The following is a 26,034-nucleotide window of genomic DNA, read 5'->3' on the forward strand; positions in this document are numbered from 1 at the left end:
TAGGTGAATGGATGAAAATTAAAAATATTGTCGTGGGGAAGGTAGAGGCACCGCTTATAACACCATTTAAAACAGCCTTAAGAACAGTTCATAGCATTCACAATATTGCTGTCTATGTTCATGCGGATAATGGGCAAATAGGTATCGGTGAAGCGGCACCGACTGCGGCCATTACTGGTGAAACACTAGGGTCTATTTCGCACGCTATCGAAGAGTATATAAAGCCAGCCATTATCGGGATGGATATTGAAGAATTGACAGAAATCATGGAGCGAATCGACAGCAGTATTTATCAAAACACCAGTGCAAAAGCCGCGGTAGATATGGCGATTTATGATTTATTTGCGAAACACTATCAAACACCTCTGTATAAATTATTAGGAGGCTATCGGAAAGAATTAGTAACAGATATTACGATAAGTGTAAATGATTCAGAAGAAATGGTGAAGGATTGTATAGCCGCCGTACAGCGAGGTTTTCAAATTTTAAAGATCAAGGTTGGGAAAGATCCTGCAAGTGATGTAGAGCGAGTTGTTGCCATTCGTGATGCAGTTGGACACGCCATTACATTACGAGTTGACGCGAATCAAGGCTGGACACCGAAGCAAGCTGTACAAATTATTCGTGCACTTGAAGATGCAGGTACGAATGTTGAATTAGTTGAGCAGCCCGTGCATTGTCATGATCTCGCGGGTATGCAATTCGTAACAGCTAATACATTGACAAAGATTTTAGCGGATGAAAGTGTTTTCTCTGCAAAAGATGCCTATTCAATTATTGAAATGCGAGCTGCGGATTTGATTAATATTAAGCTCATGAAAACAGGAGGTATTTATCAAGCACAGAAAATATGTCACATTGCAGAGGCAAACGACATACCATGCATGATTGGCTGTATGCTAGAGACAAAAATTAGCGTAAGTGCAGCTGCACATTTTGCCGCATCACAGAAAAATATTACGATGATAGATTTAGACGGACCCAGCTTATGTTTGAAAGATCCTGTTCCAGGCGGTCCAATATTTGAAAATGATCGAATTAGGATGACGGATGCAGTTGGAATAGGATTTTCATAATCCATTTCGCCTTGGCGGAATTGTGTCGGATTTTTGAATTGTGCATGCACAATTCATTCCTTTCAAAATCCGTGACATCCTGTGAAAACGCTTGAGTGAGCAACATCCTGTTGCCCCGAACCAATCGGGCTTTTACGGGCAGTTGATCCTCCACTTATATTTTTTGTTTCACATAAATTTTGAAGAGAGAGTTTTGTACTTGACGCTTCGCTTTCGATACAGATAAGTTACTGCCCGTTTATGCGGGATAAAAGAGATTACTAGGGGGGTTGTTTATGATGAAAAGGTATTGGTTGCTTTTCGTGTGTCTTGTTGTAATGCTTTGTGCAGCCTGTAGTGAGGATTCTTCAGGTGACAAAAAGTCAGAGTATCGCGTTGTTTATTCGGGGGAAATAAAAACGTTAAATTACTTAAAGACCTCTGAAACGAATGAGTTTGCTGTGGCAGCGAACTTAGTCGATGGATTAATTGAGTATGATAAGTACGGTGTCGTACAACCAGGCTTAGCTAAAGATTGGTCATCAAATAACGATGCTACTGTTTGGACTTTCAAGCTTCGTGACGATGCAAAATGGGTTACTCATGACGGTAAAGAGTATGCGGATGTTGTTGCCCAAGATTTTGTCGATGGCTTACATTATGTGCTTGATGCAAAGAATGAATCATCGACAGCTTGGATTGCTACTGTCGTGAAAAATGGGGAAGCCTTCTATAACGGTGATATGACAGACTTCACGAAGGTAGGCATAAAGGCGGTAGATAAACATACAGTAGAATATACTTTAGAAACGCCTACACCTTATTTCCTGTCTATGTTGAACTATGTCTGTTTCTTCCCGGTTAATGGTAAGTTTATAGAAGAAAAAGGTGATAGCTTTGGTACAACTCGTGAAAATTTCCTTTATAACGGATCCTTTATTTTAGATAAATTTGAACCGCAAAATGAGCGGGTACTTGTGAAAAATGATAAATATTGGGATAAAGACAATGTACTGATTGATCGTATTCGCTATAAATACAATAAAGAAGCGGCTACAGTGGCACCAGAATTATTTTTACGAGGAGAAATCGATTCAGCGAGTATTCCAACGTCTATCATTGATGAATGGTTTAAAGACGAAAAGAAAAAATCACAAGTTCGTCAAACACAAAATAACTTCTATACGTATTTCTTTGCATTAAACTTCAATCCGCAATTTGATGCAGAATACGAGCCTGAAAATTGGAAAATCGCGGTCAACAATAAAGATTTCCGAAAATCACTTTTCCATGCGCTCGACCGTGTATCTGCAATGCTAACTTTAGAACCTTATAATCCAAAAGATTTGCTTAGCAACACAATCACTCCTAAAAACTTTGTGAATGTGGAGGGGGTTGACTATACACAATTAGCGCCATTAACGGATCTTTCAAATAACGACACATTTAACAAGGAGATGGCCTTACAATACAAGGAAAAAGCGAAGACAACTTTAGAAGGAAAAGTAACTTTCCCAGTAAAAGTGTTAATGCCTTATAACTCCGGTATGCCAGATTGGGCAAATCGTTCGCAAGTAGTTGAGCAGCAGATTGAAAAATTATTAGGTACTGATTATGTAGATGTAATCGTAGAGGCAGGACCATCAACAGGCTTTTTATCAGAGGTTCGTAAACCTGGTAAATTTGCATTACTCGAAGCAAACTGGGGTCCAGACTATGCCGATCCATCAACGTATACGGATCCATTCACTGCAGACGGTACTTATAATAAACCAGAGCTAGCTGAAGGCTATACAGAAGCAAACGGAAAATCAAAATATCAAAACTTAGTGGACGAAGCAAAGGCGACGATAGATACAGCAAAACGTTACGAACTGTTTGCCAAAGCGGAAGCATTCTTAATTGAAGAAGCATTTGTCATACCTTATTCGGTAGGGGGTAGCGGCTATGTTGCTTCTAAATTAAATCCATTTGAGGCTCAATACTCTCCATTTGGTGTGACTGCCGAGAAATTTAAAGGTCAGCGAATATTAGAAAAACCAATGAGTAACGAGGAGTTTAAAGAAGCTTTAGAGAAGTGGGAGCAGGAGCGTGCAGATGCGTTAGCTAAAGCAGCACAATAAAAACATTTAGTTTCATTGCTACATTTAAGATAAACGTTCAAAAACGGTTTTATTAATGAAGGAGATACCGAATAAGAAAAGTCGGCATCTCCTTTAATCTTTCTGGAAAAGGAGGATGTTGTATGCTGTGGTATATAGGAAAACGATTATTGCAATCAATTTTAACACTTTTTATTATTATCACGATTGTCTTCTCATTATTACGTTTAATGCCAGAAGAAGGTTATTTAGGGGCAGCAGCAGATAAGATGTCACCTGCTCAACAAGAGATATATTTAACGAATTTAGGTTTACGTGACCCGTTACTTGTACAATTAGGAAATTTTTACGCTAATCTGTTTCAAGGTGATTTAGGTAAATCCGTTACATATCGGACAGATGTACCAGTCGTCACGATTATTGCAGATAAGATCATGTATTCCTTGCTATTTGGCTTAGGTGCTGTTGCGTTATCTCTTCTAATTGGGGTTCCGCTCGGAATATTGATGGCCCAGATGAAGGGGCGCTGGCTGGATCGCTTAGGGACTGGCTATATTGTCATTGTTGTTGCAGTACCAGCTGCCGTTTATTATTTAGTCATTCAAATGTATATTACAGAAATTTTTCATTTACCAATGCTTTTTGATGAGTATAAACCCATTACTTGGATTTTACCACTCACTTCAATGGCGTTAGCACCGACTGCCTCTTATGCTATGTGGATGCGGCGTTACATGGTGGATGAACTAAACAAGGATTATATCAAGCTAGCAAGAGCAAAAGGGGTTAAAGAGCGTACCTTAATGTTTAAACATGTACTACGAAACGCCTTTATTCCGATGGCACAATATTTACCCGCAACCATTCTTTTTACTATTACAGGCTCCATCTATATTGAATCCTTATATTCCATTCCTGGGATGGGGGGGCTACTCGTAGATGCCATACAGCGACAGGATAATACGATTGTACAAGGCTTAGTACTTGTTTTCTCTTCACTTGGAATTATCGGACTAATTTTAGGTGATATTGCAATGGCCCTTGTTGATCCACGGATTAAATTAGGGAAAGGGGAGAGTATACGCTAATGGGTATGTATTCAGAGGAAATTAACAATATATCCGATAAATCACGTGAAACATTGTTCGAGTTTGCGGAAGTAGATGAGCGTCAAGCTGAAGAAACAGCCTATTCTAATTATTCCTATTGGCGTTCCACATGGAAATCCTTTTTGAAAAATCGCATCGCTGTCTTCTTATTAGTTGGTGTTCTTATTATCGTAACCTTTACCATATTACAGCCGTATTTCCCAGCGCAAAAATCACCGACTGAAATATATTTAGATGAACAGACAGGTCTCCAAGCACGTAATATTGCTCCGAACGCTGAGTTTTGGTTTGGGACAAACTCCATTGGACAGGATTTATGGTCACGGATTTGGGCAGGTACAAGGACCTCATTATTTATAGGCTGTGTCGTTGCTTTTGTAGAGGCTATCGTTGGTATTACAATTGGTACGCTTTGGGGCTTTTCGCGTAAATTAGAGTTGCCCATCACACAGCTTTACAACGTCGTTGATAACATACCGACGACCATTGTACTTATTTTAATGTCCTATATTTTGCGGCCGAGTATTTCGACGATTATTATTGCCATGTGTATTACTGGCTGGGTAGAAATGGCAAGATTTATACGCAATCAAATTGTTATTTTACGTGATCGTGAATATAACTTAGCCTCAAAATGCTTAGGAACACCTGATTACCGCATTATTTTAAAAAATCTATTACCTTATCTTATTTCCGTGATTATGTTACGAATGAGTCTAGCCATACCATTTGCAATAGGCTCAGAAGTTTTTTTAACATACATCGGATTAGGCCTACCGATTAGTGAACCGTCTTTAGGAAATTTAATCAATGAAGGACGGGTACTAATGATGTCACCAGATTTAAGATATCAGCTTATTTTTCCGAGTATTGTATTAAGTGTCATTACGATTGCATTTTATATTATAGGAAATTCATTTGCAGATGCAGCAGATCCGAAAAATCACGTATAAAGGGGGATGATGGAAGTGACACAAACTAAATCACCTATTTTAACCATCCATAACCTAGTCATAAAATTTACGCTTCGTGGCAGGGTGCTAACTGCTATTCGTAATATTTCCCTTGATTTGTACAAAGGTGAAAGCCTTGCAATCGTTGGCGAATCTGGTTCAGGAAAATCAGTACTGATGAAATCAATCATGGGCTTACTCGATAAAAATGGCTACATTGATCAGGGGCAAATCATTTACAATGACCGGGATTTAGCACAGTTTAAAACCGAGCAGGAGTGGCTAAGCATTCGTGGAAAAGAAGTGGCAATGGTTACCCAGGACCCAATGACATCATTAAATCCACTGAAAACAATTGGCAAGCAAATTGAGGAATGTGTTATTTTACATCAGAATTTAAAGGGCAAGGTAGCATACGAAGAAACTTTGAAATTGTTAAAAGATGTTGGCATTTACGATGTGGAAAAACGCTATAAGCAATATCCTCACGAATTTTCGGGTGGTATGCGTCAACGAATTGTAATAGCTATTGCGCTAGCATGTAAGCCTAAAATCTTAATTTGCGATGAGCCAACAACTGCCTTAGACGTAACAATCCAAGCACAAATTTTGCAGCTTTTAAAAGATCTTCAGCAAAAATATGGACTAACAACTGTTTATATAACGCATGATTTAGGAGTTGTGGCAAAGGTAGCTGACCGTATTGCAGTTATGTATGCGGGGGATGTCATCGAAATAGGCAAAACACATGAAATTTTCTTTAATGGCAAGCATCCCTATACATGGGCACTTCTTTCTTCATTACCGCAACTAGGCTCAAAAGGGGAGCAACTTTATTCCATCAAAGGTACTCCACCTAATCTTTTTCAAGAAATTAAAGGAGATGCCTTTGCACCTCGCAATCAATATGCGTTAAAGATTGATTTTGTGGAACGTCCTCCATTTTTTCAGGTGAGTGACACACATTATGCTCGCACATGGCTATTAGATCCACTCGCTCCGAAAGTAGAGCCTCCTGAAGCGTTACAAGCATTTTTCGAGGAAGGGAGACGATACGCGCATGAGTCATAAAGAAGTGTTAGTTGAGGTGAAAAATTTAAAGGTTGTTTTTGGTAAAGGCAAAAATAAATTTATAGCTATTGATGATGTCAGCTTCGAGATTTTTAAAGGTGAAACATTTGGTTTAGTAGGGGAATCAGGCTCTGGAAAAACAACAATCGGCCGAGCTATTATGCGTATCAATGAAGTCACTGAAGGACAAATACTGTATCACGGCAAGAAACTAAATGGCAAAATATCGAAAGAGTGGGATCGAGAAATTACTCAGAAAATCCAAATGATTTTTCAAGATCCAATGGCATCTCTAAATGAACGCGCAAAGGTTGACTATATTATTTCTGAGGGGCTTATTAATACAAAAAATTTCAAAAATGAGGCTGACCGTCAACAGAAGGTGCGCAATGCATTATTAAATGTAGGATTATTACCGGAGTTTTCTAGTCGCTTCCCGCATGAATTTTCAGGAGGACAGCGCCAGCGTATCGGCATTGCACGCGCATTAGTAATGGAGCCAGAGTTTATAATTGCGGATGAACCGATTTCAGCATTAGATGTTTCCATTCGTGCGCAAGTATTAAATTTATTAGCAAACCTACAGCAGCAAAATGATTTAACTTATTTATTCATTGCACATGACTTATCTGTCGTCCGTTTTATTACTGACCGAACTGCTGTTATTTATAAAGGTAAAATTGTTGAGCTAGCTGAGACAGAAAAGCTATTTACTAATCCCATTCATCCATATACAAGGGCATTATTATCTGCAGTACCTGAGCCGAATCCTTATAAGGAGCGTGACAAAGTCGTAGAAATCTACGATCCATCACAGCACAGCTATGACATTCAGCCACCGTCATTTATCGAAATGGAGGAAGGTCATTTTGTATTGGCAAATGAAGAGGAATTAGAAAGATACCGAACTTCACTTAAAATGGAGGTAAGCAAATGATTCGTCCAAAGGCATTGAAAAAAGGTGATACAATTGGTCTTATAAGTGCTTCGGGTGCAACGCCGCCTGAAAAATTTGTTCCTGCCGTAGAAAGTATCGAGAAGCTAGGGTTTAAAGTCGTCGCTGGGGAGACATGTCGAGCAAGGCATGGCTACTTAGCAGGCTCTGATGAATTACGTGCCTCTGAAGTTAATCAAATGTTTAGGGATTCAAATATTGACGGCATCTTTTGTATACGTGGAGGTTACGGAGCGACGAAAATTTTACCGCTTCTTGATTTCGATATGATAAAAGCTAATCCAAAAGTATTTGCTGGTTATAGCGATGTGACAGCACTACATATCGCCTTTAACCAAAAATGTGGCTTTGTCACGTATCATACACCAATGCCCTCTACAGAATTTATTCGGCCGGAGATGGATCACTACACATGGAATTCTTTTATCGAAAATGTGACCGCAACAGAGCGTAGTGACTACTACCTTGAAAATCCACCTGGACGTCCAATGACAACGCTTGCAGCTGGAAAGGCAACAGGGCAGCTTATTGGTGGGAACTTAACATTAGTTACAGCATCTCTTGGGACACCATATGAAATTGATACAAAAGGCAAAATATTATTTTTAGAAGATGTAGACGAGAATGAGCAGCGTGTTGATCGGATGCTTACGCAGCTAAAATTAGCAGGGAAACTAGATGAAGTGGCAGGTATATTATTAGGAGCATGGACTAATTGCGGTCCTGAAAATCCAAAACATCCAGAGCATAGCCTATCACTACAAACCATTTTTCAGGAAATTTTAGGTCCACTCCACAAACCTATCATAAAGGACATAGCTTGCGGTCACACCTTACCAACGATGTCCCTGCCACTTGGTAGAACAATAACAATGGACGCGGAGAATCAGATGATAAAAGTTATAGAGTAGGTGTGAAATATGAAGCAAACGATAACAGAGATTCTTCAAAATGCACCTTATAAAGTGCATATGTTTGTGAAAGATTGTAAGACTGAGCAATTTTTTATTAGTGAAAAGCTAGAAGACGCGTTTTCTAGTGCTAGCTTAATTAAAGTGCCTATACTGCTTGCTGTTCTGAATTATTTAGAAAGTAACAACAAATCCATAGAGCAAGAGATTAAGATTGCACCAGAAGAATGGGGCGATTTTAGTGTTATTAGTGAACAGCACCTAGAGCAATGTACCATCTATGAGCTTTTAGTATGGATGATTATTAAGAGTGATAATACAGCAACAAATGTACTAATCGATTTTCTAGGGATGGAGGCACTCAATCAATATTTTCGTCAAATTGGGCTTCTGCAAACAACAATTCAACGTAAGATGATGGATTTTGAAAGGCTTGCAAAAGACTTAGATAATACTACGTCGGCACGTGATATGGCACTGCTATTTTCGCGAATTTATCGCAAGGACTTGTTATCATCAGCATTTAGTGAGCTAACGTTAGATATTTTAAGTCGTCAACGTGTACACGAATCACTAAAGCGTTATTTAGTAGATGATGTGAAACTTGCTCATAAAACAGGTGGTCTTGATACGGTAGATCATGATGTTGGGATTGTGTACAACAATTCAAGGGATTATCTTATTGGCGTTTTCGTCACGGAGGTTACTAATAATGACGATGCAAGACAGCTAATTGGTCGTCTTTCCAAAGTTGTTTACGATTACTTGGTGAAGCGGAAGGAGATGATAGAATGAATGCCATTGTGACGTCAATGATTGCGAATTTACACGCGAAGCCAGATAAAGCCTCAGAATTAGTGGATGAGATACTATACGGAATGACGGTTCGAATTATGGAAGACATTGATGAGGGTTGGATACGCATACAAACTGCTTATCGCTATGAAGGTTATTGCCAGAAGGATAACTTAATGTTCCATGAAGTAAAAACGGATACTTGGCTACAAGGAGCAAAGCATTTTATTAATCAAAGCTTCGCCGATGTTTTGCAGCAACCCCGAATTCAAAGCACGAAAATGATGACTCTCGTTAAAGGCTCAATCATCTGTTCGATGGCTATTGACGAGAAAGATCCTGAATGGGCAACAGTGCAATTAGTGTCAGGTGAGATTGGTTACGTACGTAGGGAATGGCTACGAGAAAAAATTCCAGAAAACAGCTTGTCCGAGCAACAATTACGAGAAAATGTTGTCCAAACAGCTCTTAGCTATTTAGCAGCACCCTATCGCTGGGGAGGAAAATCGCCGCTAGGTATTGATTGCTCAGGCCTTTGTTCAATGGCATATATGCTAAATGGGGTATATATCTATCGCGATGCCAAAATCGTTGAAGGTTTTCCTATCAAGGAAATATCACTAGAACACATACAAAAGGGAGATTTATTGTACTTCCCAGGTCATATTGCTTTATATATAGGAGATAACCTTTATGTACATTCTTCGCTTGGCGGGAATGAGGTTACTATTAATAGTCTAGACGACCAGCACCAGCACTATCGAAAGGATTTGGCAACATCTATTACCGCTGTTGGTAGTTTATTTAAATAAAAAGTTTAGAGAAGCTTGACTAAGGGCACTGAAAAACTAAAGAAATTCATTTTTTTATATTATAAATCTGTCTTTTGTTGGATTTAGAAACTCAAAAAAGTCGATTTGCATCACATTTTTTGTGGCAAATCGACTTTTTCAGTGCCCTCGCTTGACTAGGCTTCTCTTTTTCAATTTTTGAGATGAATCGGGAAATTATTGATAGAGATAACCTATTTTCATTATGCTATAATGAAATCAAAATTTAGAGGATTGGAGGGTATGTATTGAATCTGGAATTAAAAGAGTTGTTACGTTCCGTGTTAAAAGAAGAATTGGCACCATTCCATCAACGACTAGATGGAATGGACAAACGCTTTGAGTCTATTGATCATCAATTGGTTGGAATGAACGAACGTTTTGACGGTATTGAACAGCGCTTTGATAAAATTGAAAATGATGTCTACGAACTTAAGAGTGATGTACATGAACTTAAGAGTGATGTGCATGAACTTAAAAGTGATGTACACGTACTTAAGGGTGATGTGCATGAACTTAAGGGTGATGTACATGAACTTAAGAGTGATGTGCATGAACTTAAGAGTGATGTACACGTACTTAAGGGTGATGTGCATGAACTTAAGAGTGATGTGCATGAACTTAAGAGTGATGTACACGTACTTAAGGATAATGTACATGAACTTAAAATTGGACAAGCTGAGCTTCAGAAAAACATTGTCGAACATTTAGGTGAGTTTACTGAAAAAATTGCTCAGCAGGTAGAAGATAGAACTTACGTTTTAAACAAACGCGTCTTTGATATAGAAATAGTTATTCATAGATTAACAAGTTAGTAATAATAGATTAAAAAAATTGCTGTTTAATAGCAAGCGTGTTGATTAGGTAAATATAGGTTTATTATTGCGTGATAAAAAGATTTTTTTGTTGATATTTTGCTAATGTAAGCCTATTTTAACTGATTGTAGCTACGGGTTACTCGACTCCCGCGGGAAAGCGAGTAGCCGTAGCGGAAATCAGAGCCTTCTAATTAATCAGGATGGATAAAAATGGTTAATAAACACATCTGATTTAATATAAAAAAATCTCCATGTTAAATTGCACATGGAGATTTTTTACATTAATATTGATAAATATTTAATTGTTGACCGGCTTCAAGTCTATCAGATCGAAGCTGATTCCATTGTTTAATGGATGTAACTTTAACGTTATGGGCCTCTGCAATATGCATAAGAGAGTCGCCATCAGCTACGGTAATTGTTTTTTTATCTTTGACAGGGCTGTCATATTGTTGTAAATCATACTTTGCAATTAGTGAATTAAGCTTTTCATTGTATGATGAATCTGTAGCATAGGAGCCTGTTAAAAACTTCGTAGCATCTGTATAGGACTTCGTATTGCTTTTATAAACACCCACATAGAAATCTTTGTTCCAAGAAACCCCTTGACGCATTAATTTAACATAATCTTGCATGGATGCCTCATAAGAAGGGTATTTACGGAATTCAGCCATCACCGTTGTCATATTACCTGAACCATCATCCTCAAATGTTTCCAAAGTTACGGAGTTATTTTTATAATTACCTTTCATGCCAAATAAATTGTTATTAGGTGCAGAGCCAAGGCCACTTTGACCATGCTCACTTTCTAAAACGGCTTGCGCAATGATAATCGATGCGTATAAGTCATTTTCGGCACCGAGTTTCCGAGCAATTTCAGCAATGGAGCCTATAAACTCTTCAATACTAGGACGATTATCGACAACTACAGTCTCTTTCGTTTCATTAGTATTGAAAAGTTGTGTCACCATAAAAAATGAAACACAGATAACAATTATTGTAATTATAAGACCTTTTAAAAAATTTATTAGGTATTTCACTGTTTCATCGATGTTGGTAGATTACAACATCTCCCTCCTTTCTTTTCGATAACAAAGTTCATATATTTCTAATTATTACAGAGACATAAATAGAAATAAAGTCAAGATTATTTTTTATAGAGTACATAATTCATAGAACGAATAAAGCTCATATTTAGTTCCTCATTTATCGGTATATTTGAGAAATGAAAAACCCCTTAAAATATAGTTGCAACAGTTCCTTGGAATGGTATTATTACCTTTAAAAAGCTATTAATTTTGAAAGGAAATCTTTATTGCCTACTATTTTTAGTGTTACTCAAAAACAATTATACGACGGATAGAGCTTCATAAAGAAAGGGGCAGTCGCCGGAGTGTTTTTTGGGAACCTTAAGAATTGTGCCTCACCCAACATTTGATGTAGAAGCCAAAAAATAAGTTTGAAATGACTTTTGTTAGTGAATTACAAGCGTGTTGATTAGGAAAATATAGGTTTATTATTGAGTGATAAAAGGATTTTTTTGTTGATACTTTGCTAATATATGTCCATTTTAACTGATTGTAGCGTAGGGCTACTCGACTCCCGCAGGAAAGCGAGTAGCCCGTAGCGGAAATCAGAGCCTTCTAATTAATTTGGATGGATAAAAATGGTTAATCAACACACCTGAGTAAATTAAATAGTAATATGAAATCACTTTGAAAAAATGCTTAGTTCTATATTTACTATGCTTCACGTATATGAAATGAAGAAGAACAATAGTTTACGTAAAAGCATGACTAAAGGAGCTTATACAATGATAACTTTTGAAAATGTCACAAAAAAATATGTAAATGATCAAGTCGCAGTGAATGCTATTAATCTGGAGATAAATAAGGGAGAATTCTTTGTTCTTATTGGACCTAGTGGATGTGGAAAAACAACATTATTAAAGATGATTAATCGATTAATTCATTTAACGGAAGGAACTATTCGAATTAACGGTAAAAGAATTAGTGATTACAACATTCATGAATTGCGATGGAATATCGGCTATGTACTTCAGCAAATTGCGCTCTTTCCCCATATGACGATTGAAGAAAATATAGCTGTTGTACCTGAATTGAAGAAATGGAGTAAGCAGCAAATTCAGCAACGAGTACGTGAGTTATTAGATATGGTTGGTCTTGAACCAGATAAGTATAGTCAACGCAAACCAAAAGAGCTTTCTGGTGGTGAACAACAAAGGGTCGGTGTTATTCGTGCTTTAGCAGCAGATCCCGAAATCATTCTAATGGATGAGCCTTTTAGTGCATTAGATCCGATTAGCCGCACAAAATTACAAGATGATCTTCTTGAGCTTCAGCGAGCCATACAAAAAACGATCGTCTTTGTTTCGCATGATATGCAAGAGGCTTTAAAATTAGGTGATCGAATATGTGTAATGAAGGATGGAGAGATTGTACAAATTGGTACGCCTCATGAACTCATACAAAATCCTGTTAATAATTTCGTTCGAGAATTTATTGGAGTAAAAGAGCATGGAATGAATACTTTCCATATCCAAGCTGTAATCGAGCCAATTGCTAGTGAAGGTGATCAAAAAAATCTAGAGGATACCATTTCTACTAAGGATTCTTTACAAACTATTCTTCAAAAATTAGCTCATCATGAATGTTTAGGTGTGGAAGATAACGGAAAAATAATTGGCATTGTCACAAGAGCATCAATGCTTCAATATTTAGCGCATGATTCCATAGAAAGAGGTAATGTAAATGGCTAATTTTTTTGACGTTTTTAGCGAACGAAAAGGCCAGCTATTGGCATCATTATTAGAGCATATTCAAATTTCCTTCATTGCGCTATTTCTTGCAGTAGTAATTGCTATTCCTCTAGGAATCTATTTAACGAATAAAAAGAAAATAGCAGAAAGTATTATTGGTATTAGCGCAGTGTTACAAACGATTCCTTCATTAGCGCTATTAGGGTTATTAATTCCGTTGTTTGGCATCGGAAAAGTACCTGCTATTATTGCCTTAGTTGTTTATGCACTTCTTCCGATTTTACGCAATACATTTACTGGGATAAACGAGGTGGACCCATCTTTAAAAGAGGCAGCGATGGCCATGGGGATGAATACTCGTAAGCGATTAATGAAGGTAGAATTGCCCCTTGCTATGCCTGTTATGATGGCGGGTATTAGAACTGCGATGGTATTAATCGTTGGAACGGCAACTTTAGCAGCATTAATCGGAGCTGGAGGATTAGGGGATATCATTTTGCTTGGTATCGACCGAAATAATACAGCCTTAATTATTTTAGGGGCTGTTCCAGCGGCGATTTTAGCATTACTGTTCGACTACTTACTGAAAAAGCTAGAATCACTTTCCTTTAGAAAAACGATTATAGCATTAAGCTCTATAAGTGTTGTGGCATTATTAATGATAATCCTACCGCTACTCAACTTTAAAGAGAAAGAAGAAATTGTCATTGCAGGGAAGCTTGGCTCTGAGCCTGAGATTCTTATTAATATGTATAAATTGCTTATTGAGGATGAAACCGACTTAAAGGTGCAATTAAAACCTGGACTTGGAAAGACTTCCTTTGTATTTAATGCGCTAAAATCTGGTAGTGTTGATATTTATCCAGAATTTACTGGGACGGCAATTTCTGAGTTTTTAAAAGAGGAAGCTATCAATAATAATCAGAAGGATGTTTATAATCAGGCAAAAGAAGGAATGATGGAGCAATTCGGAATGGTTATGTTAAGTCCGATGAAATATAACAATACGTATGCATTGGCAGTATCAAAGGAAATGGCTGAAACCTATCATTTACAATCAATTTCTGACATTAAGCTTATTCAAGAAACTATAAAAGCTGGCTTCACATTGGAATTTAATGATCGAGAAGATGGTTATTTGGGCATTCAAAAGCGTTACGGTATTACACTTTCTAATTTAACAACAATGGAGCCAAAGCTTAGATATCAGGCTATCGAATCAGGAAATATAGAATTATTAGATGCTTATTCAACAGATAGTGAAATACGTCAATATAAATTGAAAGTTTTGGAAGATGATCAGCAACTATTTCCACCTTATCAAGGAGCCCCTTTATTAAGGAAAGAGACGCTAGATAAATATCCCGAAATCGAAAAAGCCTTAAACAAGCTGGCCAATCAAATCACAGATGATGAGATGCGCGAAATGAATTATCAAGTAAATGTAGAAGGCAAAAATATAGCAGATGTGGCACGTGAATATTTAATAAAGGCAGGACTACTGTAAAAAATACTGTGAAACAAGTAGCTAGAAAAGAGATGTTTATCTTTTCTCTAGCTATTTTTTTAGGTAAAAAAGCAACGTTTACATTACCGAAATAAATAGAAATTTTGTAGAGGCCCTTTCAAATTGTTTTGAGAGGGCTTGTTTTATACTGTTATAGAAAGATCTCTAAGCTCTAATCCATTTTGATTCACTTGCAGGATAACTCTAAATGCATTCAAAAAATTCAATCATCCCTTACAAAGTTATAACATGAAAACAATAATTATTTAATGATAAACATTAATTAATTATTGAAAAAGATAAAATGAAATGTATAATTAACAATAAGAGAGGGGATGCTTGGAGTGGAACAAAGAATTCAAAGTAAAGAGTTTCGATTTTTAACAAAAGGGTTACGTACAATCTTTACAATCATTATGGTGTTGATGATTTTTGGCCTTACACTGATAGGTATATTATTTGTTGGGGCAATTTGTATACCAGAAAATCAAGTAAATAATTTTTTATCACAGGGTAATATAACAGCTTCCGTTCAGTTAGAGGGGATGGAAATTGAATTGGCAGATAAGGTAGCGAAGGATATTCAATATACAAAAATGAATGTCGTGAAATTATTATTTACTGCTACAATATACATAGGATTATTACTATTGATCGTTGTCCAAGTAAGAGGTCTGTTAAGTAATTTAAGTAAAGGAATTATTTTTTCAGGAACGAATAGTAGAAAAATGGAGTGGATTGCTTACGCTGTAGTTGTATTAAGCTTGACAGTAGATGCATTCCGAACGTACATTGCCTATACAGTTATTGAACAATTTAAATTAGGTGAGCTGTTAGTAGGAACAGGATTGATAAAAGGATTAAGCTTTCACTTCACTGGAATTAATTGGACATTATTATTGTGTGGATTAGTTATTTGGACGATAGCCCGTGTATTCCGATACGGCGCGTTTTTACAAGATGAATATGATGCAACAGCTTAGGAAGTGAAAAAATGACAATCATTATTCGATTAGATCGAATGCTTGCTGATCGAAAAATGCAGCTAAGTGAGCTAGCAGAAAAGGTAGATGTGTCGATAGTCAATCTATCCAACTTAAAAACAGGAAAGGTTCGAGCCGTGCGTTTTTCTACGTTAAATGCGATATGTAAAGCATTGGGCTGTCAACCTGGAGATATTTTAGAGTATATAGAGGATGAAGAATAGTGGAGGCCCGAAGAGTGAATGCTATTCGGGTCTCAAAAATTGATGATGTGAAATATGAACTATACAATAAAAAAGGCCGTCCAGACGGTTTTTTATGCTTTTATCTTCATTCAGCAGAAGACTATCACCTCTGCAGGTGGTGAGATGAATGCAGATGTCACGGATTTTGAAAGGAATGAATTGTGCAGGCACAATTCAAAATCCGGACGCAATTACGCCAAGGTGAAGTTGAGGATGCCCTTCAATCAGCAATAGCTGAAACGATTTTGAGCGAGGTTATACAATCCTATGAACCCCTAACAAGCCAAGAGCAAGGGAAAGGGAGATTAACGAGAGCATTTATTTTTGCTTCTCCAAAAGATCTTGCGAATGGCGCATCCTTAAATATTGCGATTCAAATTATGCAAAATGACCATCATCCATCTTAACAGCTTATGATTGATTACTAGAAGAGTTGTTTCAGGATGGATTGGAGTTACCCACTGTTCATTTGATTCGGTTAACGATTGATGGGTTGTATTATTCTAGACTATTAAATATCGCACCGATTTCTAATGAAGCAACAGAAGGTGCCTTTGAACAATTATTGCAAATGACAAGGAAGGACTATCATACATGAGTACTTTTGGTTTTTTATTTATTTCAATTATCTCAGAAGTTTTCGCGAGCTCGATGCTGAAACTTACAAATGGCTTTAAACGATTACTACCTTCAATAGGTGTAGTGGTTGGTTATGGAACAGCTTTTTATTTCCTTTCTTTAACATTACAAACTTTAGCGATTGGCACAGCTTATGCGATATGGGCAGGGGTAGGAACGGCACTAACAGCGATAATCGGTATAGTCTTTTATAAGGAATTATTCAATGTAAAAAAGCTTATGGGCATTCTATTAATTATTGTTGGTGTGGTTGTTCTTAACCTTGCTGGTGGGGGACATTAAGGAGGAATTTGTAATTGAAGGGTTATTTATTTTTAACGTTATCTATTGTCAGCGAGGTCTTTGCAACGACAATGCTCAAGTTTTCAGAAGCATTTACAATTTTAGGTCCGTCTATTGCAGTTGCATTAGGATATGGCATTTCGTTTTATTCATTGTCCCTATGCTTGAAAACATTACCATTGAGCCTGGCATACGCTATTTGGTCAGGTGTAGGCACAGCATTAACAGTCATTGTGGGAATCGTTGTATGGGGAGATATTTTTAATCTATACTCAGCGATCGGAATTACACTGATTATTGGTGGTGTTATTCTTCTAAATCATGGAGATCAACATAATGCGACAACGTAGCGCCAAAATGAAAACGTCCAAAAAAAAAGGGCACTGAAAAACTAAAGAAATTCATTTTTTATATTATAAATCTGTCTTTTATTGGATTTAGAAACTCAAAAAAGTCGATTTGCATCACATTTTTTGTGGCAAATCGACTTTTTCAGTGCCCTCCCAAAAAAATGGACGTTTTCTTCATTTGGTAGAATCTTTGAATTTATAAAAAGTGGTAGAGAAGAGAACTGTTAAAAATAAAATGACATAGCTTATAGGAATAGCGATAAAAAATCTAATTATTATTTCTTTTTGTGGATTGTGTAATAATACTGTCATCGTATAGAAAACAGGAGCGAATAATAAAATTGAAAAAAGTGTTTGATACATGCATATTGTTTTGCGAGATTGGGGATGCGTAAAATTTACAATGAAAAGTGCTATTATATGCATGCCTGTGATGATAGCAGCCACCTGTAACAGTTCACTCGGTAGTTGATGATATAGAAGGAAATAGGGAATTAACAATATAATTAAAAGTATGAATGCATAACTGATGATTCTCACATAACGAACCTCCTTTCTAATTAACGACTGATTTAGAAAAAAGTAAATAAGAATGTTTATTTATTTGTATTCAGTAAACTACAGCAAAATGATAATTACTTCTGTATAAGTGAGTTAGCTTGGATAGTTCTCGGATTCTTTCGCAATGTTCTTGGAATTTACTTTATCTAAATAATATTTTAAAAATAATAATTGGTCTTCAGCAGATAAATGTATTAAAAGCTCCTCTACGTCTTCTAAATTAGTCCTCTCAGCATTTGTGAACTCCATTGTTGAAATATAGCGTTCATTATAACGTTGTAACTTTTTTCTTCGATCTAGTGCTTTATATTTTGCGATAATCGCAATCCAATTTTTAAAAGATCCCTTCGCTTCATCGAAAAATTTGCCATTCTGCCAAATAGCAACGACGCAATTATGCCGAGGCATAATTGATATATAACGTAATTTCCCGAAGAAGGAGCTTTGCTCGATGTCCTTTGCTTTTACTTTTTTCGAAGACGGCGTAAGAATAGCGTAAATCTTTTCTCTCTATTGAAGCATATATATTAAATCGAAAGGACCAGTTTTATTTGTAAAACGAAAAAAGTCGTCATATTTCTTGTCTTTACATATTATATCGAGAGGATGTTGAATAAAGTGAAACTTCAATCAGTGGGGTTTCCTCAATGTTAATGGCAAAAATTTGTTTGACTTAAATCTTGAAGAGGAGTCTTACTGCTCGTTTATGGAGGATAAATTAAAAAAATAATTGACGAATGACTCATTAAGACTTGGGAGGGGCTGGGGAAATGAATAGTGAAAACAGAAAAAACCATTTTCTATGTGAAGCACTCTACGACATAAAAGCACTCCAGGATGTGATGAAGGATTTTCATTCTAAATATTTTGGTCAGCTGCTCGTGAAAATAGTTGGAAGTGATACGATACCCTTTTTTTTAATAACACATAACGGCAGTCATTTAAAATTAATGGATACAGTAAAGCAATTTGAAACAGAGTTTTTTCGTATAGAGGCTATTGATAGGGAGCGTTGTCGAGGAACTGTTTCGCTTTTGCGTGCTTTTGATTATGAAGGGCATGATACGAATATAATTTCAGATGTAGTGAGGTTAGAAAAAACATCCACAGAAAAATCCATTGAATTAAGAGGTATATCTGCGATTCAGTTATTAAAGCCTGACATGTTAAAAGGGAAATTCATCATTGAGCCCAAATGGTGATGAATTTTTAATAGGGGAATATTGGTATTTGTTGGATTGAAATGGTGAATCAACACACCTGCTAAAATAACATAATATTTAGAGCATCTGTCTATATGTATGTTCATTGACTGAATTTATTAGTGAGAGAATCCTATGAAAGGAAGAGATTAGTGGATGACAATTATCGGAATGCTTCATCATCGTCTAGATCCTAGAACAGTTATTAAGTCATATGCATATGCGGCCGTCGCAAAAGCAGAAGGCGCTCAATTTTTTTATTTCACACCAAAAAGCGTTGACTTTGATAAACGTTCCATTAGAGGAAAGGTATATGAAAATGGTGATTGGCATGAAAAAATGATGCCCTTCCCAGATGTTATATACAATGCAGGAAGTCCCGAAAAATTATCGGTATCAAAGGACATTATTGAGAAATTGAAAAAGGAAATACCTTTTACAACTTACTCTATAGGGAATAAATGGAATGTTATGAAACGACTTAAAGAAGCAAAGGAATTTGATAAGTATTTAATTCCATCTGAGGTTGTGGAAAATGTTGATTTACTCCATAATTTTATGGCTTATTATAAAAAAGTCGTATTTAAACCGATAGATGGCCGGAAGGGAAAAGGGATTTATTTTATTTCGAAAGTAGGAAGGACTAACTTTGAGGTAAGGAAGGATAGGGAAACTACTGTTTGTTCAAAGTCACAGCTAGATGAATTAATTAGAGGGCAACTTACTACAGGCACCTTTATCGTGCAGCCTTATATCCAATCCAAAACAAAATCCGGTCAAATATATGATTTTCGTCTTCACGTTCAAAAAGACGGTGAAGGTAAATGGGTTATAACGACAATTTATCCACGGATTGCACCAAATGGCTCGATTATACCGAATATTAACAATGGTGGTTTTACGAATTATTTAGATCCTTTTCTAGAGCAGGAATTTAAAGAAGATGCTTATGATATTCGGCGTATGTTAGAGCATTTTTCTTTGTCACTGGCTCGCCATTTAGATGAAATTCAGATGGAACAATTTGGAGAGGTTATTGATGAAATTGGCATTGATGTAGGCTTAGATGAGCAAAGAAAAATTTGGATGTATGAAGTGAACTGGCGACCAGGTTGTCCTCCTGCTTTTTATTTAGAATTAGATGTGGTCATTAATACTATAAGGTATGCAATGTACCTTGCTAAGAACCAGGAACAAGTTAAAAAGGAAATTAGGCAACATAAGAAAAATAAGGATATAGCCGAAGTTAAAAGGGAAATTACACAACAGGAGGAGTATGAAGAAATAGCCGAAGTTAAAATGGAATTTACGCAACAGGAGGAGTATGAAGAAATAGTTGAAGTTAGAAGGGAAATTACGCAACGGAAGAAAAATAAAGATATAGCTGAAGAAAAGGCTTTACCGATTATCGCGATTACCGGCAGTGCTGGAAAAACGACATCAAAAGCATTCCTTGCCTCTATTTTATCGGAAAAATGGAATATCTTTGAGTCAAAAGATTATTGGAATACAACAGAGCATACGAAAAAACATAAAGAAGAAATTAATGCTTCGCATGAGGCTGTTGTACTTGAGTACGGGATGGCTTACCCAGGTATCATAACAAACCATTGTAGCATTATCCAACCGAATATTAGTATTATTACAAACATCGGTTTAGCTCATGTAGGCAACTTTGATGGAGATATTAAAGGAGTGGCCAAGGCAAAGTCGGAATTAATACATGGAATGGACCAAAACGGTTTATTAATCCTGAATCAGGATGATGAGAATTCAAAATATTTAGAGACACAACAGTTTGAAGGGGAAATCTTAACAGTTGGTATTCATAGCACAGCGAACTATAAAGCTTATGATATTCAATATAAAGATATCGGAATGACCTTTAAAATAAAGCTGCAAGGTCAGGAAATGGCTATGTATATCCCAATTTTAGGAGAACATCATGTTTATAATGCACTTAATGCAGTTGCGGTTGCAGATTATTTAGGGTTTAGTCCAGAAGATATTAAAGCAGGGTTAAATTTCAAAAAACCACCTAGAAGATTAACAATTTATAACTGTCGTGATGACATTACAGTTATTGACGATACTGTTCACTCTCATCCCCAGGGCGTACGTGCTGCTATTGACGTTCTTACAAATATAGCGAAGCAACGTAAAATTGCTATTATAGGTCAAATGCGAGAATTAGGAGATTTGAGAGAAGAGGAATATCGTAAATTGGGTGAATACATTTATGAGCAAGATATAGATTTATTCATCACTTATGGTTTTAGAACGGAGGAAATGGGAGCGGCAGCGAAGGCAAAAGGGATGGATCCTTCTAAAATTTATCATTTCCTGGATAAGGAAAAATTGCATGCTCTCTTAGAGAAAGTCATAAAACCTAACGACACCATTTTAGTAAAGGGTGCTAGTAAAACGAATATGTTTGATACGGTTAAATTTTTAGATCAAAAATATCAAGAATAAATAAAAAAGCCCGAGTAATTGACCTTATTGAAAGGAGACAATTATTCGGGATATTTTTTATAGCTAAATAAATCATCGTATGAGAGCATTTTCAGAAAGTACTTTAAATCTAAGATACTTTGAGAATGAATTTTATTTCTTTTGCGGCGTTAATGGCTTTATTTTTAGCTTCAGCTAATGTAGCGCCTTCCGCAATTACATAAGCATAACGATGTCCCATCGATAAAGGAGGGGTCAGCAATGTCCCTCTTTTTGGTTTCACATATACATCCACAACACCTGGTGAATTCGTTGCTCTATTTCTTCCAAGAACTTTTTCTAGAATACCTTTACTTTCAACGATGATGTATTTAGTATAGACAAACTTTAGTTTCTTTGGATTGATATCGGGGCGTTCACCTAAAAATAGTTTAAGTGTTTCTTCCACTAAATTAAATCCAAAAGCAGCGTGAAGCATAGTATTCATTGCTCCTCCTGAGATTCGCGGATTAATCTCGATAAGTTTCCAGCCGTTCTTTGTTAAACGAAGCTCTAAATGCAAAGCAGCATTTTCGATGTTAAACGCTTTTACAATAGATTGGAGAACTTCCTCAAGACCACTTTGAATTTCTTTTGGAGCTTTAACGAGAACACCGTATCCAGTAATGATAAAACGTTTACCTTGAGTAATTTCTTGTTCAATAATACCGATGACATTAGCTTGTCGTTTATAGACAAGTGCTTCTACTAAATATTGCGGACCTTCGATATATTCTTCAATCATAAGTGTTTCACGAGGATTTTTGCTTCGTAGATAGCTCAGGTGTTTGTTCAGTTCACTTGAGTCGTTTGCTAACAAAACATCTTTAGAGCCTGTTGATTTTGGAGATTTTACAATAAGTGGGAATTCGAAATTATTAGAGACTGGCTCATTTGGCTTGAGAAGAAAAAACTTAGGCGAGTAAGGCTGATTCTTTAAAAAATTTCTAGTTTTCTCTTTATCCTCCATCATTTCAATAGCTGTTGAAGATGTATAGTTATCACAAAATTCATCACATAAAATTGAGGCAATATGGACAAAAGGATCGACAAAGCTAACAATAGATTTTATTTCTAATCCGAATTTAATTAGATTATAAATCTCATCTTTCATGTCTTCTATATTCGAAGTATCAATAAGAACCATTTTATGAATATCTGGGTAGGCTTTTCTCTGCTGTATTTGCTTTTCGTTGTTAGTAAAAAGTACAGTAAAATAACCTAATTTTTCTGCTGCTTTTGTTGCTTCGCGACTTGACCCAGATTTGTTAGTGCCGATAAATATAATCGTTTTCAGGTATATCACTCCTTCTATTGTTACTTAGATGCTTAATCAACTATATATATATGCGAAGAAATAGATTTCCTCTAGTTAAGTATCTCGTGTACATCCAAGCAACTTTTAAGAAGTTACATATACTAGAGTGGAAGGGAGGGGAAAATAATATGAAGCCTCTTACGGTGCAGAATTTAACAGTCATTACTGCAGGCCATTTAGTGCAAGGGTCGGAGGAAGTGTTAATTCAACATGGAGCTTATCGACTAAAGCAAGTGAAAAGACCAAATACCGTACTTTTTATGAGTAAGCGTATTGTCAACTGGAAAGACTTAGAGCCATTTTATCCTATAGTTCTTGTAACCGATAGACTATACAGTCAATATGAAATACCTGAGCAAATCATCATCATTAAAGTAAATAATATAGATGAGGCATATTGGAAATTTGTAAATTATTATCGCAATCAATTTGATATCCCTATCGTAGCCATTACTGGTACTTCTGGTAAATCGACGACGAAGGAAATGATCAAACATATACTTTCTGCAGACAAAAATGTAGCATCCACGCCACTTAGTAGTAACTCTAGAACTGCTTCTTTGCAATATTTAATGAATATTGATGATGATACCGACGCGGCCGTTTTTGAAACTGCTGTTGGTTCACCAGGAGACATCAAACTTGCGGGGGAATATTTTAAGCCGACTATTGGGATTATTACAAATATAGGGGAACATCATTTAAATTATTGTAAAACTTTAGAGGGGTATATCCAAGCAAAGGGTGAAATGTTGGACATTATTAGTCCCACAGGCGTGTTAATCCTTAATGCTGAGGATATTAACACAAGTAAAATAGATTTATCGAGGTTTAAAGGACGTATCATTAAAGTAGGTAAGCATGAATCTTGTGATTTTCGAGCAAGTAATATTCGCTATCATGAAAATGGTATGCTGTTCAACGTCCATCACAAGAAGAAACTCTATGAAATCTTTGTACCAGGTTTTGGCGAGCACCAAGTATATAATGCCCTTGCTGCGATTGCAGCTATTTATGAAATGGATTTGCCGATTTCATTGGCAGCTGAACGACTACCATCATTCAAAAAATTGAATAAGCAGCTTCAAGTATTTAAGGGCATCAATAATTCCATATTAATAGATGATACATGGAATATTACGACCACTTCTTTGGAGGCAGGATTAAAGGTTTTGAATGCGCTCGGAGAAGGCAAGAAAACGATTGCCGTTATTGGGACGATTACAGATTTAGGGTCTTGGGGATATATTATTCACGAGCAAGCGGGAGAATTAATCAGTGAAATTGGGGTCGATGTACTCATTACGATAGGGGAACATGCAAGCATTATGGCGCTTCATGCCATTGAGGCAGGACTTACTTCACCTGTTTATATTTTTAAAAATAGTACGCGCGTCTATAAATTGTTAGATGAGATTGTAGATGAAAACACTATTCTTTTCATTAAAGGAGATATGTACAGTAAGGAAGTTTCGAAGTTGGCAGATGATTTAAAAATAAAAAAATCATCTACTTCTGAATAGATTCTTCTTTTCACCTAAATAAATGTTATTTTTCATCATTTACTAGATTGAGCATGCCAATAGCCAATTGCTAAGAAATGCAGAAGCATGGTCATATATTAACGCATTTATACAGAAATATACTTTATAGAAAGGGGGCGTAGTTAACTTGCAACATATAAGAGTTAGCGATATAAGAAAATTATTGCATGGAGAATTAATAAGCGGTTCTGAACTCTGGTCTGTAAAGCATGCAATTTATTATAACCGACATGAACTGACACAAAATCATACACTTATGTTTGTTAGTAAAAGTGATACAATCAACTGGCAAGAGATAGATCGAAAAGGCCCATCTCTAGTCATTTCGGATAAATCATCAGAAGAATTGAAAAAATCGCTGAAGAATACCACCGTTATTCGCGTTAAGAGTATTGTGCAGGCCTATTGGAAATTCATTGAATATTACAGAAATCTATTTCAAATACCAGTCGTTGCTTTGACCGGAACATGTGGTAAAACGACAACAAAAGAGATGATTAAACACATAGCTAGTAAGGAATGGAATGTTCAAGCATCTGTAAGCAGTAAAAATGAGCCACGGCAATCCCTACCGTATTTGACTGGGATCGATCAGAAAACAAAAGCAGCTATCTTTGAATTAGGTTTGGGGAATATAGGGAATATTAAACACCAATGTATGATCTATCAGCCGACGATTGGTATTATTACGAATATCGGTGTCCATCATTTAGACGGATGTATAAACCTTGATGGTTATATAAAAGCAAAGGCAGAAATTTTAGAAGGAATAAAAAAAGATGGCACGTTAATCATTAATGGTGATGATGAAAACACTAAAAAGATCCCCTTGCATAAATTTAAAGGGAAGATCATTACCTTTGGCGTTCACGAAAATTCAGATTATCAAGCTACGAATATCCAATTCGCAAAAGGTGGCATGAAATTTGTACTAAAAGTGTCAAATGTCCAGTACAATGTATTTGTTCCAGGATACGGAGAGCACCAAGTATATAATGCATTAGCGGCTATAGCTGCGGTAAAGGAAATGGGACTTTCCATTGCTGTCGCTATTTCGCAATTAAAAACGTTCAAAGCGATGGCACGGCACTTAGAGATTTCTACAGGCATCGGTGAAAGTACGATAGTAGATGATACATGGACAAATAACCCGACTTCTGTTGAAGCAGCACTAAAGGTTTTAGATACGATTGGAAAAGGGAAAAAAGTAATTGTTATTTTAGGTGACATTAAGCGATTAGGTAGTTTCGAAGAAAAATATCATCGAGAGATTGGCACATTGGTCGCGGAAAGAAATGTTGATACGCTTATTACTATTGGTAAAAGAGCAGAAAATATAGCGAATCAAGCGTTGAAAGAAGGTACGAAGGCAGACGTTCATATTTTTCAAGACGTTATAGGCGTTTTAGATGTACTAAAGCCTAAGCTTGATAGTGAAACCATTGTACTTATTAAAGGTCCGATGTCTAGCAAATCTATGATTGATTTTGCAAATCAGTTAAAAAATAAATAATAGAAAAAGAAGCTTCCTT

26 protein-coding genes are annotated in these 26,034 nt (G+C 36.4%); 22 read left to right on the plus strand and 4 right to left on the minus strand.

Annotated features, from left to right (window positions below; translation table 11 throughout):
- Nucleotides 1–11: 11 nt before the first annotated feature.
- The 10 genes from FJQ98_RS10080 (at nt 12) to FJQ98_RS10125 (ending at nt 10,596) form a co-directional block, all read left to right on the plus strand.
- Nucleotides 12–1,076: a dipeptide epimerase gene (locus FJQ98_RS10080; RefSeq protein WP_053592940.1), complete on the plus strand. Its 1,065-nt coding sequence runs from the start codon at nt 12–14 to the stop codon at nt 1,074–1,076.
- 278 nt (nt 1,077–1,354) lie between these two features.
- Nucleotides 1,355–3,178, plus strand: a complete 1,824-nt coding sequence (locus FJQ98_RS10085) for a peptide ABC transporter substrate-binding protein (RefSeq protein ID WP_053593019.1) — start codon at nt 1,355–1,357, stop codon at nt 3,176–3,178.
- 122 nt (nt 3,179–3,300) lie between these two features.
- The gene (locus FJQ98_RS10090) at nt 3,301–4,245 is read left to right on the plus strand and encodes an ABC transporter permease (RefSeq protein WP_053592941.1); all 945 of its coding nucleotides are present in this window, start codon (nt 3,301–3,303) and stop codon (nt 4,243–4,245) included.
- On the plus strand, nt 4,245–5,219 hold the full coding sequence (locus FJQ98_RS10095) for an ABC transporter permease (protein ID WP_053592942.1): 975 nt from the start codon (nt 4,245–4,247) through the stop codon (nt 5,217–5,219). Before FJQ98_RS10090 ends, FJQ98_RS10095 begins: the two co-directional genes overlap by 1 nt.
- Before the next feature lie 6 nt (nt 5,220–5,225).
- Nucleotides 5,226–6,290 carry an ABC transporter ATP-binding protein gene (locus FJQ98_RS10100; protein ID WP_158002959.1) on the plus strand — a complete coding sequence of 355 codons (1,065 nt, stop codon included), beginning with the start codon at nt 5,226–5,228 and terminating at the stop codon, nt 6,288–6,290.
- A complete protein-coding gene (locus tag FJQ98_RS10105) occupies nt 6,280–7,227 on the plus strand; it encodes an ATP-binding cassette domain-containing protein (protein WP_053592944.1) in 948 nt (315 codons plus the stop codon). The genes FJQ98_RS10100 and FJQ98_RS10105 overlap by 11 nt, the downstream gene beginning before the upstream one ends.
- Nucleotides 7,224–8,156, plus strand: coding sequence for a S66 peptidase family protein (locus tag FJQ98_RS10110; RefSeq protein WP_053592945.1), 933 nt, complete (start codon nt 7,224–7,226; stop codon nt 8,154–8,156). The genes FJQ98_RS10105 and FJQ98_RS10110 overlap by 4 nt, the downstream gene beginning before the upstream one ends.
- A 9-nt stretch (nt 8,157–8,165) precedes the next feature.
- Nucleotides 8,166–8,951, plus strand: coding sequence for a serine hydrolase (locus FJQ98_RS10115; RefSeq protein WP_053592946.1), 786 nt, complete (start codon nt 8,166–8,168; stop codon nt 8,949–8,951).
- Complete coding sequence (locus tag FJQ98_RS10120; protein WP_053592947.1) at nt 8,948–9,763, plus strand: SH3 domain-containing C40 family peptidase; 816 nt, start codon at nt 8,948–8,950, stop codon at nt 9,761–9,763. Before FJQ98_RS10115 ends, FJQ98_RS10120 begins: the two co-directional genes overlap by 4 nt.
- Before the next feature lie 266 nt (nt 9,764–10,029).
- A complete protein-coding gene (locus FJQ98_RS10125) occupies nt 10,030–10,596 on the plus strand; it encodes a hypothetical protein (protein ID WP_053592948.1) in 567 nt (188 codons plus the stop codon).
- Between the two features lie 284 nt (nt 10,597–10,880).
- Here the strand turns inward: FJQ98_RS10125 and FJQ98_RS10130 are convergent, their stop codons facing one another.
- Nucleotides 10,881–11,570 (minus strand): glucosaminidase domain-containing protein, encoded by a 690-nt coding sequence (locus FJQ98_RS10130; RefSeq protein ID WP_241774484.1) that lies wholly within the window; start codon nt 11,568–11,570, stop codon nt 10,881–10,883.
- An 842-nt stretch (nt 11,571–12,412) separates the two neighbouring features.
- Between FJQ98_RS10130 and FJQ98_RS10135 the strand changes: the two genes are divergently transcribed.
- From FJQ98_RS10135 to FJQ98_RS10170, 8 genes are all read left to right on the plus strand, one after another.
- Nucleotides 12,413–13,378: an ABC transporter ATP-binding protein gene (locus FJQ98_RS10135; RefSeq protein ID WP_053592950.1), complete on the plus strand. Its 966-nt coding sequence runs from the start codon at nt 12,413–12,415 to the stop codon at nt 13,376–13,378.
- Nucleotides 13,371–14,885 carry an osmoprotectant update ABC transporter permease/substrate-binding subunit OpuFB gene (gene opuFB, locus FJQ98_RS10140; RefSeq protein ID WP_053592951.1) on the plus strand — a complete coding sequence of 505 codons (1,515 nt, stop codon included), beginning with the start codon at nt 13,371–13,373 and terminating at the stop codon, nt 14,883–14,885. The genes FJQ98_RS10135 and opuFB overlap by 8 nt, the downstream gene beginning before the upstream one ends.
- Nucleotides 14,886–15,220: 335 nt before the next feature.
- Nucleotides 15,221–15,868 (plus strand): DUF2975 domain-containing protein, encoded by a 648-nt coding sequence (locus FJQ98_RS10145; RefSeq protein ID WP_241774485.1) that lies wholly within the window; start codon nt 15,221–15,223, stop codon nt 15,866–15,868.
- A gap of 11 nt (nt 15,869–15,879) precedes the next feature.
- Nucleotides 15,880–16,092, plus strand: coding sequence for a helix-turn-helix domain-containing protein (locus tag FJQ98_RS10150; RefSeq protein ID WP_053592953.1), 213 nt, complete (start codon nt 15,880–15,882; stop codon nt 16,090–16,092).
- Between the two features lie 182 nt (nt 16,093–16,274).
- A complete protein-coding gene (locus FJQ98_RS10155; RefSeq protein WP_053592954.1) occupies nt 16,275–16,520 on the plus strand; it encodes a hypothetical protein in 246 nt (81 codons plus the stop codon).
- A gap of 26 nt (nt 16,521–16,546) precedes the next feature.
- Nucleotides 16,547–16,711 carry a hypothetical protein gene (locus FJQ98_RS10160; protein ID WP_201406689.1) on the plus strand — a complete coding sequence of 55 codons (165 nt, stop codon included), beginning with the start codon at nt 16,547–16,549 and terminating at the stop codon, nt 16,709–16,711.
- Nucleotides 16,708–17,034 (plus strand): DMT family transporter, encoded by a 327-nt coding sequence (locus FJQ98_RS10165; RefSeq protein WP_053592955.1) that lies wholly within the window; start codon nt 16,708–16,710, stop codon nt 17,032–17,034. Before FJQ98_RS10160 ends, FJQ98_RS10165 begins: the two co-directional genes overlap by 4 nt.
- 14 nt (nt 17,035–17,048) lie before the next feature.
- Complete coding sequence (locus tag FJQ98_RS10170) at nt 17,049–17,384, plus strand: DMT family transporter (RefSeq protein ID WP_053592956.1); 336 nt, start codon at nt 17,049–17,051, stop codon at nt 17,382–17,384.
- A gap of 174 nt (nt 17,385–17,558) precedes the next feature.
- Here the strand turns inward: FJQ98_RS10170 and FJQ98_RS10175 are convergent, their stop codons facing one another.
- Together FJQ98_RS10175 and FJQ98_RS10180 are read right to left on the minus strand one after the other, a co-directional pair.
- A complete protein-coding gene (locus FJQ98_RS10175) occupies nt 17,559–17,924 on the minus strand; it encodes a hypothetical protein (protein WP_053592957.1) in 366 nt (121 codons plus the stop codon).
- A gap of 114 nt (nt 17,925–18,038) precedes the next feature.
- Complete coding sequence (locus tag FJQ98_RS10180) at nt 18,039–18,353, minus strand: sigma factor (protein WP_053592958.1); 315 nt, start codon at nt 18,351–18,353, stop codon at nt 18,039–18,041.
- Nucleotides 18,354–18,715: 362 nt separating this feature from the next.
- Here FJQ98_RS10180 and FJQ98_RS10185 point away from each other — a divergent pair, with 362 nt between their 5' ends.
- Complete coding sequence (locus tag FJQ98_RS10185) at nt 18,716–19,147, plus strand: hypothetical protein (RefSeq protein WP_053592959.1); 432 nt, start codon at nt 18,716–18,718, stop codon at nt 19,145–19,147.
- A 156-nt stretch (nt 19,148–19,303) separates the two neighbouring features.
- Nucleotides 19,304–21,622 (plus strand): YheC/YheD family protein, encoded by a 2,319-nt coding sequence (locus FJQ98_RS10190; RefSeq protein ID WP_143114588.1) that lies wholly within the window; start codon nt 19,304–19,306, stop codon nt 21,620–21,622.
- Nucleotides 21,623–21,731: 109 nt separating this feature from the next.
- Here the strand turns inward: FJQ98_RS10190 and FJQ98_RS10195 are convergent, their stop codons facing one another.
- The gene (locus FJQ98_RS10195; protein ID WP_053593020.1) at nt 21,732–22,937 is read right to left on the minus strand and encodes an ATP-grasp domain-containing protein; all 1,206 of its coding nucleotides are present in this window, start codon (nt 22,935–22,937) and stop codon (nt 21,732–21,734) included.
- Nucleotides 22,938–23,086: 149 nt separating this feature from the next.
- On the opposite strand from FJQ98_RS10195, the gene FJQ98_RS10200 reads away from it, so the two are divergent.
- The gene (locus FJQ98_RS10200) at nt 23,087–24,481 is read left to right on the plus strand and encodes a UDP-N-acetylmuramoyl-tripeptide--D-alanyl-D-alanine ligase (RefSeq protein ID WP_053592960.1); all 1,395 of its coding nucleotides are present in this window, start codon (nt 23,087–23,089) and stop codon (nt 24,479–24,481) included.
- A 148-nt stretch (nt 24,482–24,629) separates the two neighbouring features.
- Entirely contained in the window at nt 24,630–26,015 is a 1,386-nt protein-coding gene (locus FJQ98_RS10205) for a UDP-N-acetylmuramoyl-tripeptide--D-alanyl-D-alanine ligase (protein WP_053592961.1), read from the plus strand.
- The last annotated feature ends 19 nt before the right edge of the window (nt 26,016–26,034 follow it).

The sequence above is a fragment of the Lysinibacillus agricola genome, from assembly GCF_016638705.1.
Lineage (GTDB): Bacteria > Bacillota > Bacilli > Bacillales_A > Planococcaceae > Lysinibacillus > Lysinibacillus agricola.

Excerpts from the sequence above, each read along its gene's own strand:
- FJQ98_RS10080 (WP_053592940.1), top strand. The coding sequence starts at position 12 with ATGAAAATTAAAAATATTGTCGTGGGGAAGGTAGAGGCACCGCTTATA.
- FJQ98_RS10085 (WP_053593019.1), top strand. The coding sequence starts at position 1,355 with ATGAAAAGGTATTGGTTGCTTTTCGTGTGTCTTGTTGTAATGCTTTGT.
- FJQ98_RS10090 (WP_053592941.1), top strand. The coding sequence starts at position 3,301 with ATGCTGTGGTATATAGGAAAACGATTATTGCAATCAATTTTAACACTT.
- FJQ98_RS10095 (WP_053592942.1), top strand. The coding sequence starts at position 4,245 with ATGGGTATGTATTCAGAGGAAATTAACAATATATCCGATAAATCACGT.
- FJQ98_RS10100 (WP_158002959.1), top strand. The coding sequence starts at position 5,226 with ATGATGGAAGTGACACAAACTAAATCACCTATTTTAACCATCCATAAC.
- FJQ98_RS10105 (WP_053592944.1), top strand. The coding sequence starts at position 6,280 with ATGAGTCATAAAGAAGTGTTAGTTGAGGTGAAAAATTTAAAGGTTGTT.
- FJQ98_RS10110 (WP_053592945.1), top strand. The coding sequence starts at position 7,224 with ATGATTCGTCCAAAGGCATTGAAAAAAGGTGATACAATTGGTCTTATA.
- FJQ98_RS10115 (WP_053592946.1), top strand. The coding sequence starts at position 8,166 with ATGAAGCAAACGATAACAGAGATTCTTCAAAATGCACCTTATAAAGTG.
- FJQ98_RS10120 (WP_053592947.1), top strand. The coding sequence starts at position 8,948 with ATGAATGCCATTGTGACGTCAATGATTGCGAATTTACACGCGAAGCCA.
- FJQ98_RS10130 (WP_241774484.1), bottom strand. The coding sequence starts at position 11,570 with ATGGTGACACAACTTTTCAATACTAATGAAACGAAAGAGACTGTAGTT.
- FJQ98_RS10135 (WP_053592950.1), top strand. The coding sequence starts at position 12,413 with ATGATAACTTTTGAAAATGTCACAAAAAAATATGTAAATGATCAAGTC.
- opuFB (WP_053592951.1), top strand. The coding sequence starts at position 13,371 with ATGGCTAATTTTTTTGACGTTTTTAGCGAACGAAAAGGCCAGCTATTG.
- FJQ98_RS10145 (WP_241774485.1), top strand. The coding sequence starts at position 15,221 with ATGCTTGGAGTGGAACAAAGAATTCAAAGTAAAGAGTTTCGATTTTTA.
- FJQ98_RS10150 (WP_053592953.1), top strand. The coding sequence starts at position 15,880 with ATGACAATCATTATTCGATTAGATCGAATGCTTGCTGATCGAAAAATG.
- FJQ98_RS10165 (WP_053592955.1), top strand. The coding sequence starts at position 16,708 with ATGAGTACTTTTGGTTTTTTATTTATTTCAATTATCTCAGAAGTTTTC.
- FJQ98_RS10180 (WP_053592958.1), bottom strand. The coding sequence starts at position 18,353 with ATGCCTCGGCATAATTGCGTCGTTGCTATTTGGCAGAATGGCAAATTT.
- FJQ98_RS10185 (WP_053592959.1), top strand. The coding sequence starts at position 18,716 with ATGAATAGTGAAAACAGAAAAAACCATTTTCTATGTGAAGCACTCTAC.
- FJQ98_RS10190 (WP_143114588.1), top strand. The coding sequence starts at position 19,304 with ATGACAATTATCGGAATGCTTCATCATCGTCTAGATCCTAGAACAGTT.
- FJQ98_RS10200 (WP_053592960.1), top strand. The coding sequence starts at position 23,087 with ATGAAGCCTCTTACGGTGCAGAATTTAACAGTCATTACTGCAGGCCAT.